We start from the raw sequence: 7,699 nt of genomic DNA on the forward strand, positions 1-7,699 counted from the left end.
CATCCGGTAGCGAATGTACGAACGCCTTCGCGGGCAAGCCCGGCTCCCACAGGGGATTTGGGTGGTCGCTGGATTTGCGCCCGACGCCAGTCCCATTGTGGGAGCGAGCCTGCTCGCGATAGCGGTGGGTCAGATTACGAAGATGTTGGATGTGCAGCCGTCATCGCGAGCAGGCTCGCTCCCACAGGGGATTTGGGTGGTCGCGGGATTTGCGCCCGACGCCAGTCCCATTGTGGGAGCGAGCCTGCTCACGATAGCGGTGGGTCAGATGACGAAGATGTTGGATGTGCAGCCGTCATCGCGAGCAGGCTCGCTCCCACGGGGGATTCGGGTGGTCGCTGGATTTGCGTCCGACGCCAGTCCCATTGTGGGAGGGAGCCTGCTCCGGGCAGGGATCCGACGATGAGGCCTTCAGTTTCAGCGAATGTCTCGCTTATTGATGTTGCACCTGCACCATCGAGTTCACCTGCACCCGCGCCTGCATCTGCTCTGCCCCGCCGCCCCGGCGCATGCCGCGTACCGGGCAGGCGTCGAGGTAGTCCAGGCCGACCGCCAGCTTCAGGTGTCGGTCGGGACGGGTCAGGCGGTTGGTCACGTCGAAGCTGTACCACCCGTTGTCCAGCCAGGCTTCGGCCCAGGCATGGCTCGCCAGATGCGTTTCATCTTCGGTGTACAAATAACCGGAGACATAGCGCGCCGGAATACCGAGGCTGCGCGCGCAGGCCAGGAAGGCATGGGTATGATCCTGGCAGACGCCCGCACCGCCGGCAAACGCCTCGGCGGCTGTGCTGCTGACAGCGGTCGTGCCCGGGCTATAGGGCATGCGCGCCGCGAGGCCCTCCATCAGATCGACCAGTGCAGCCCGATCGCGCCGCCCCGCACATTGCTCCATGGCAAAGGCGCTGAGCGCGTCATCCGCCTGGGTCAGACGGCTCGTGCGCAGGAACGGCAGCGGCGACTGCGAGTCCGGCTCCATCTCCACCGCCTGATGGATTTCCACTTCGCCATAAGCGGTCAGTACCAAGGCGCCATGGGGCTCGTCCATGGTCATCACGTGCAGGATGTTACCGTAGGGGTCGAGCTGGCTGCGCACCAGACGAGGTAACTCCAGATGCCATTGCAGGACGCGCTGGCGCTGGCTGTCCCTCGGAGTCAAACGCAGGAACTGGATGCTGGTGCAGACTTCATCGGCATAGCGGTAGGTGGTGTCGTGGCGTATGGACAGTTTCATACGACCTCCAGATAGGACTCGTGAACGGTCTGGCCCAGATGACGGATCTGGTCGATGAGGTCGGTCAGCCAAAGGTGCAGGCCCGATGCCAGGATCTCGTCGATCCCGGAATAACGCAGGCGCGCATTCAGCTCCGCGGCCAGGCGCTGGGCCGGACGGCCGTTGTGGCCTGGCAGGCTGGCGAGGATCTGATCGAGCTCCTCGATGCAGGCATGCAACGAACGCGGGACGTCGGCACGCAGCAGCAACATCTCCGAAACCTGCTCGGCATTCGGCGCATTACGGTAGATCTCGTTGAACGCCTCGAACGACGACAGCGCCCGTAGCAAAGCACTCCACTGGTAGTAGCCGCGCGCCGAATTGTCGCTGACCTCTTCCGACTCTTCGCCAAACATTTCGTAGCGTGCATCCAACAGGCGCAAGGTGTTGTCCGCCCGCTCGATGAACGTCCCCAGGCGAATGAAACAGTAGGCATCGTTGCGCATGATGGTGCCCGACGTCGCCCCGCGAAACAGATGCGAACGCTCCTTGACCCATTCGCAAAAATGACTGATGCCGTAGCGGCCCAGGCCATTGCTGGCGATGTTGCGCATCTCCAGCCAGGTGGCGTTGATGTTTTCCCACATGTCGGCGGTGATGCGCCCACGCACCGCATGGGCATTGGTCCGCGCCGCCCGCAGGCAGCTGTAGATGCTGCCGGGGTTGGTGTCATCCAGGGCGAAGAAATGCAGCATGTGTTCGCTGTTGAGCTCGCCATAACGGGTGTTGTAGTCGTCCAGCGTACCGGCCGCCAGCAGCGACATCGCCAGCTCGGCATGGCCGTCGCTGCGCCCGGCCTGGGGCATCAGCGACAGCGAGTAACTGACTTCGAGCATGCGCGCCAGGTTCTCGGCGCGCTCCAGGTAGCGGGACATCCAGTAGAGGTCCGAAGCGGTTCTTGAAAGCATGTCTTAATCCTCCACTACCCAAGTGTCCTTGGTACCACCGCCCTGGGACGAATTCACCACCAGCGAGCCTTCGCGAAGCGCCACGCGGGTCAGGCCACCCGGCACGAGGCGGGTCTCCTTGCCCGAGAGCACAAACGGCCGCAGGTCGATATGACGCGGCGCGATGCCACTTTCGACAAAGGTCGGGCAAGTGGACAGGCTCAGGGTCGGTTGAGCGATGTAGGCCTCGGGACGGGCCTTGAGTCGTGCACGGAAGTCTTCGATTTCCGCCGCGGTGGCCGCCGGCCCCACCAGCATGCCGTAGCCGCCGGAGCCCTGGGTTTCCTTGACCACCAGATCGGGCAGGTTCGCCAGCACATGGGACAGTTCCTGAGGCTTGCGGCATTGCCAGGTAGGGACATTCTTCAGGATCGGTTCTTCGGTGAGGTAGAAACGAATCATCTCATCGACGTAGGGGTAGATCGACTTGTCATCGGCGACGCCGGTACCGACCGCGTTCGCCAGCACCACATTGCCCGCACGGTAGACGGCGATCAGGCCTGGCACACCCAACATCGAATCGGGATTGAACGACAGCGGATCGAGATAGGCATCGTCGAGACGCCGGTAGATCACATCCACCTGCTGGGGACCAGCGGTCGTGCGCATGTAGACATGGTCGTCGCGCACGAACAGATCGGCGCCCTCCACCAGTTCCACACCCATTTCCCGAGCCAGGAACGCATGTTCGAAGTAGGCACTGTTGAAGCGACCGGGGGTCAGGACCACCGCGGTGGGGTTATCCAGCGGACTCGAGCTCTTGAGGGTGTCGAGCAGCAGGTTCGGGTAATGATCGATGGGCGCTACACGCTGGGCAGCGAAGAGTTCGGGGAACAGGCGCATCATCATCTTGCGGTCTTCGAGCATGTAGCTGACACCGCTGGGGGTGCGCAGATTGTCCTCCAGCACGTAGTAACTGCCGTCACCGTCACGAACCAGGTCGACGCCGGCAATATGGGCGTAAATGCCCCGGTGCAGGTTCAGGCCCTGCATCGCAATCTGGTAACCCTCGTTGGCCAGCACCTGCTCGGCGGGAATGATGCCTTCCTTGAGGATGCGCTGTTGGTGATAGATGTCGTCCAGGAACATGTTCAGCGCCTGGACCCGCTGTATGCAGCCCTGCTCGACCTTTTGCCATTCACTGGCCTTGATGCTGCGGGGAATGATGTCGAAGGGTATCAACCGCTCGGTGCCCTGCTCGTCCCCGTACAGGGTGAAGGTGATCCCCGCTCGATGGAACAGCAGGTCGGCTTCGCGTCGGCGCTGATCGAGCAGTTCGCCCGGCGTGTCCGCCAGCCAACGTGCGAAGGCTTGGTAATGCGGGCGGCAGTCACCCTTGGCATCATACATTTCATCAAAAAAAGCTCGGGGCATAGCCAACTCCCAGCCGCGTTCTACACGGCATTTCTTATTACTTCGTCATTCCAATGGTCCGGCCTTGCCTTGCGTTAATGAGCCCTGTTTTCTCTGAGCACCTCGATAGACATCCGTCTCTGCTGTGGCCTTTGCGTCTGGATGACGTGCGTCGCCGGTTAGATCCGCGCCATGAATGTCTCCGCTTGATAAAGCCGTCGGTGCGATGGCCTCCCCCCAGGAACCATAGCAAAGGCTGTGCCTACGCACGGTATATACGCATACAACTGGAAAAACCGGCGTAAACGTACGCTAAAGCGAAATTTATTTTCGTTCTGGCGACTGAAAAGCCGCTCAAGGGCTGAAACGATTATTTCGGCTTGCGGCAGCGCGTAGCGGAACGAGTCGAATCGGTGCAACGAATCACGTAACTGTCATCAGCTGCCCTGAAATGGGGAAATTTGTACTCACTGGCGGTACCGGAGCCTGGCCTCGCTACAAAAAACAGCCTCAAAGGCTGGCCTTCTGTCGTCTCCTCGCGAACAAACTCAACGGAGGTACTTGCGCCAGCAGTATTATGGTATACCATCATACGCACAGACACCTTTTACCCGTCTACGGAGCAGCTCATGAGTTTCGAAATTCGCAAGATCGTCAGCTATGTCGAAGAAACCTTTATCGAAGGTGGCAAGGTCACTGATAAGCCGGTGACCATGGTCGGGCTGGCGGTGGTCATGAAAAACCCTTGGCTGGGCCGTGGTTTCGTCGAAGACCTGAAGCCGGAAATCCGCGCCAACTGTTCCGACCTTGGTGCACTGATGGTCGAGCGCCTGGTGGGCATCATCGGCGGCGCCGAGAAAATCGAAGCCTACGGCAAGGCCGCCGTCGTCGGCGCCGACGGTGAAATCGAGCATGCTTCCGCCGTGATCCATACCTTGCGCTTCGGCAACCACTACCGCGAAGCGGTCAAGGCCAAGAGCTACCTGAGCTTCACCAACAAGCGCGGCGGCCCTGGCACCTCGATCCAGATCCCAATGATGCACAAGGACGACGAAGGCCTGCGCTCGCACTACATCACCCTGGAAATGCAAATCGAAGATGCACCGCGCGCCGACGAAATCGTCGTGGTGCTGGGTTGCGCCGATGGCGGTCGCCTGCATCCACGCATCGGCAACCGCTACATCGATCTGGAAGAACTGGCTGCCGAAAAGGCGCAGTGATCCAGCCCGGCCCCCACAACAAGAAAAGGTATGCAGGAGCGCTCCATGATTCGGCCCACCGCTGAACTCACCCCGGCAGGCACCAGTTACCTGGCGACCGGCCAAGGCCAGCCCGTGGTCTTGATCCACGGCGTCGGCCTGAACAAAGAAATGTGGGGTGGCCAGGTCGTTGGCCTGGCCTCGAAGTACCGCGTGATTGCCTATGACATGCTTGGCCATGGCGCCAGCCCGCGTCCCGCCAGTGGCACCGGCCTGCTCGGCTACGCCGACCAGTTGCTGGAACTGCTCGACCACCTGCAACTGCCCCAGGCCACGGTGATCGGCTTCTCCATGGGCGGGTTGGTGGCACGCGCTTTCGCCCTCCATTACCCGCAACGCCTGCACGGCCTGGTGGTACTCAACAGTGTGTTCAACCGCAGCCCCGAGCAGCGTGCCGGGGTCATCGCCCGTACCGCCCAGGCGGCCGAGCATGGTCCGGATGCCAACGCCGAAGCGGCACTGTCGCGCTGGTTCAGCCGCGAATATCAAGCGGCCAACCCGGCACAGATCGCTGCGCTGCGCCAGACCTTGGCGAAGAACGATCCCCAGGGTTACCTGACCACTTACGAACTGTTCGCCACTCAGGACATGTACCGCGCCGATGACCTGGGCAGCATCCAGGCACCGACGCTGATCGCCACTGGCGAACTGGACCCGGGTTCAACCCCCGAAATGGCCGAACAACTGGCCGCGCGCATTCCCGGTGCGGCCGTTGCCGTACTCGCCGAACAGCGGCATATGATGCCGGTAGAATCGCCACGCCTGGTCAACCAGTTGCTGCTGGAGTTCCTGGACAAGGCGTACTCCCAACAACATCCAATAAAGGGGATCGTCGCATGACGCTCGCACGTTTCCAGATGTGCATCGGCGGTGAATGGGTCGATGCGCTGTCGGGCAAGACCTTCGAAAGCCTGAACCCGGCCCTGGCCCAAGCCTGGGCCGAACTGCCCGATGCTGGCGAAGCCGATGTCGAACGCGCCGTCCAGGCTGCGCAAATGGCGTTCGAAAGCCCTGCCTGGCGTGGCCTGACCGCGACCGCCCGTGGCAAGTTGCTGCGCCGTCTCGGTGACCTGATCGCCGAGAACAAGGAACAACTGGCTCAGTTGGAAAGCCGCGACAATGGCAAGCTGATCCGCGAAACCCGCGGCCAGGTCGGCTATCTGCCAGAGTTTTTCCACTACACCGCGGGCCTGGCCGACAAACTCGAAGGCGGCACCCTGCCCCTCGACAAGCCGGACATGTTTGCCTACACCGTGCATGAAGCCATGGGCGTGGTGGCGGCAATCATTCCTTGGAACAGCCCCCTGTACCTGACCGCGATCAAGCTTGCCCCTGCACTGGCGGCCGGCAACACCATCGTGATCAAGCCGTCCGAGCACGCCTCGGCGACCATCCTGGAGCTGGCGCGCCTGGCGCTGGAGGCCGGCTTTCCAGCAGGCGTGGTCAACGTCGTGACCGGTTACGGTCCCAGCACCGGCGCCGCCCTCACCCGCCATCCGCTGGTGCGCAAGATCGCCTTCACCGGCGGCGCCGCCACGGCTCGCCATGTGGTGCGCAGCAGCGCGGAAAACTTTGCCAAGCTGTCCCTGGAACTGGGGGGCAAGTCGCCCAACATCATCTTCGCCGACGCTGACCTCGACAGCGCCGTCAACGGTGCGATTGCCGGGATCTACGCGGCGTCGGGCCAGAGCTGCGTGTCCGGCTCGCGGTTGTTGGTGCAGGACGACATCTACGACGAATTCGTTTCGCGCCTGGAAGAGCGCGCCAAGCGCATCCGCATCGGCAGCCCGCAAGACGACAGCAGCGAAATGGGCCCTATGGCCACCGCCCAGCAACTGGCGGTGGTTGAAGGCCTGGTGGCCGATGCCATTGCCGAGGGTGCGCGGCTGCGCCTCGGTGGCAAGCGTCCGCAGAACCTGGGCGAAGGCTGGTTCTATGAACCGACCCTGTTCGAATGCGACCGCAATTCGATGAAGATCATGCAGGAAGAAGTCTTCGGCCCGGTGGCCTCGGTGATTCGTTTCAAGGACGAAGCCGAAGCCCTGGCCATCGCCAACGACTCGCAGTTCGGCCTCGCCGCCGGTATCTGGACCCGCGACCTCGGCCGCGCTCATCGCCTGGCCCGGGACGTGCGTTCGGGCATCATCTGGGTCAACACCTACCGTGCCGTCTCGGCCATGGCGCCCATCGGGGGCTTCAAGAACAGCGGCTACGGACGTGAAAGCGGCATCGATTCGGTGCTGGCCTATACCGAACTGAAAACGGTGTGGATCAACCTTTCTCAGGCACCGATGCCTGACCCCTTCGTGATGCGCTAGGAGACTGCCGCCATGATCGAACCCGGCATTTACAAAGAAGTCATGGGCTCGTTCCCCTCCGGCGTCACGGTGGTCACCACCCTGGACCCTGAAGGGAACATCGTCGGCATCACCGCCAGTGCGTTCAGCGCACTGTCGATCGACCCGGCGCTGGTCCTGTTCTGCCCCAACTACGCTTCCGACACCTACCCGATCCTGCGGGACAGCAAGCAGTTCGCGATTCACCTGCTGTCCGCCGACCAGACTGCCGAAGCCTACGCCTTCGCCGGTAAAGGCAAGGACAAGGCCAAGGGCATCGACTGGCACCTGAGCGACCTTGGCAACCCGATCCTCGCCAAGGCCACGGCGATCATCGAGTGCGAACTGTGGCGCGAATACGACGGTGGCGACCACGCGATCATCGTCGGCGCGGTCAAGCACCTGATCCTGCCCGAACAGCCGGTCACGCCGATGATCTACCACAAGGGCAAGTTGGGCGCCTTGCCCACCCTGGCCTGAACGGCGCAAGGAGAACCTGAGCCGAACACCGTTGTGGGGGGGGGGGGGGGGGGG

7 protein-coding genes are annotated in these 7,699 nt (G+C 62.3%); 4 read left to right on the forward strand and 3 right to left on the reverse strand.

Annotated features, from left to right (window positions below; translation table 11 throughout):
- Window positions 1-433: 433 nt before the first annotated feature.
- From ACODTO_RS29250 to ACODTO_RS29260, 3 genes are read right to left on the reverse strand one after another with little or no spacing between them, the layout of a single operon-like run.
- Complete coding sequence (locus ACODTO_RS29250) at window positions 434-1,231, reverse strand: transglutaminase family protein (protein WP_139645310.1); 798 nt, start codon at window positions 1,229-1,231, stop codon at window positions 434-436.
- A complete protein-coding gene (locus ACODTO_RS29255) occupies window positions 1,228-2,178 on the reverse strand; it encodes an alpha-E domain-containing protein (protein WP_139645308.1) in 951 nt (316 codons plus the stop codon). Before ACODTO_RS29255 ends, ACODTO_RS29250 begins: the two co-directional genes overlap by 4 nt.
- A gap of 3 nt (window positions 2,179-2,181) precedes the next feature.
- Window positions 2,182-3,591: a circularly permuted type 2 ATP-grasp protein gene (locus ACODTO_RS29260; RefSeq protein ID WP_139645306.1), complete on the reverse strand. Its 1,410-nt coding sequence runs from the start codon at window positions 3,589-3,591 to the stop codon at window positions 2,182-2,184.
- Between the two features lie 608 nt (window positions 3,592-4,199).
- On the opposite strand from ACODTO_RS29260, the gene ACODTO_RS29265 reads away from it, so the two are divergent.
- The 4 genes from ACODTO_RS29265 to ACODTO_RS29280 are packed head-to-tail and all read left to right on the forward strand — an operon-like array spanning window position 4,200 to window position 7,645.
- Window positions 4,200-4,790 carry an amino acid synthesis family protein gene (locus ACODTO_RS29265; protein WP_041022990.1) on the forward strand — a complete coding sequence of 197 codons (591 nt, stop codon included), beginning with the start codon at window positions 4,200-4,202 and terminating at the stop codon, window positions 4,788-4,790.
- 45 nt (window positions 4,791-4,835) lie between these two features.
- Window positions 4,836-5,669: an alpha/beta fold hydrolase gene (locus ACODTO_RS29270; protein WP_139645305.1), complete on the forward strand. Its 834-nt coding sequence runs from the start codon at window positions 4,836-4,838 to the stop codon at window positions 5,667-5,669.
- Window positions 5,666-7,147: an aldehyde dehydrogenase gene (locus tag ACODTO_RS29275; protein WP_139645303.1), complete on the forward strand. Its 1,482-nt coding sequence runs from the start codon at window positions 5,666-5,668 to the stop codon at window positions 7,145-7,147. Before ACODTO_RS29270 ends, ACODTO_RS29275 begins: the two co-directional genes overlap by 4 nt.
- A 12-nt stretch (window positions 7,148-7,159) precedes the next feature.
- Entirely contained in the window at window positions 7,160-7,645 is a 486-nt protein-coding gene (locus tag ACODTO_RS29280) for a flavin reductase family protein (protein WP_139645301.1), read from the forward strand.
- Window positions 7,646-7,699 lie beyond the last annotated feature (54 nt).

Source organism: Pseudomonas sp. FG13, assembly GCF_057809755.1.

Excerpts from the sequence above, each read along its gene's own strand:
- ACODTO_RS29275 (WP_139645303.1), top strand. The coding sequence starts at position 5,666 with ATGACGCTCGCACGTTTCCAGATGTGCATCGGCGGTGAATGGGTCGAT.
- ACODTO_RS29250 (WP_139645310.1), bottom strand. The coding sequence starts at position 1,231 with ATGAAACTGTCCATACGCCACGACACCACCTACCGCTATGCCGATGAA.
- ACODTO_RS29255 (WP_139645308.1), bottom strand. The coding sequence starts at position 2,178 with ATGCTTTCAAGAACCGCTTCGGACCTCTACTGGATGTCCCGCTACCTG.
- ACODTO_RS29260 (WP_139645306.1), bottom strand. The coding sequence starts at position 3,591 with ATGCCCCGAGCTTTTTTTGATGAAATGTATGATGCCAAGGGTGACTGC.
- ACODTO_RS29270 (WP_139645305.1), top strand. The coding sequence starts at position 4,836 with ATGATTCGGCCCACCGCTGAACTCACCCCGGCAGGCACCAGTTACCTG.
- ACODTO_RS29265 (WP_041022990.1), top strand. The coding sequence starts at position 4,200 with ATGAGTTTCGAAATTCGCAAGATCGTCAGCTATGTCGAAGAAACCTTT.
- ACODTO_RS29280 (WP_139645301.1), top strand. The coding sequence starts at position 7,160 with ATGATCGAACCCGGCATTTACAAAGAAGTCATGGGCTCGTTCCCCTCC.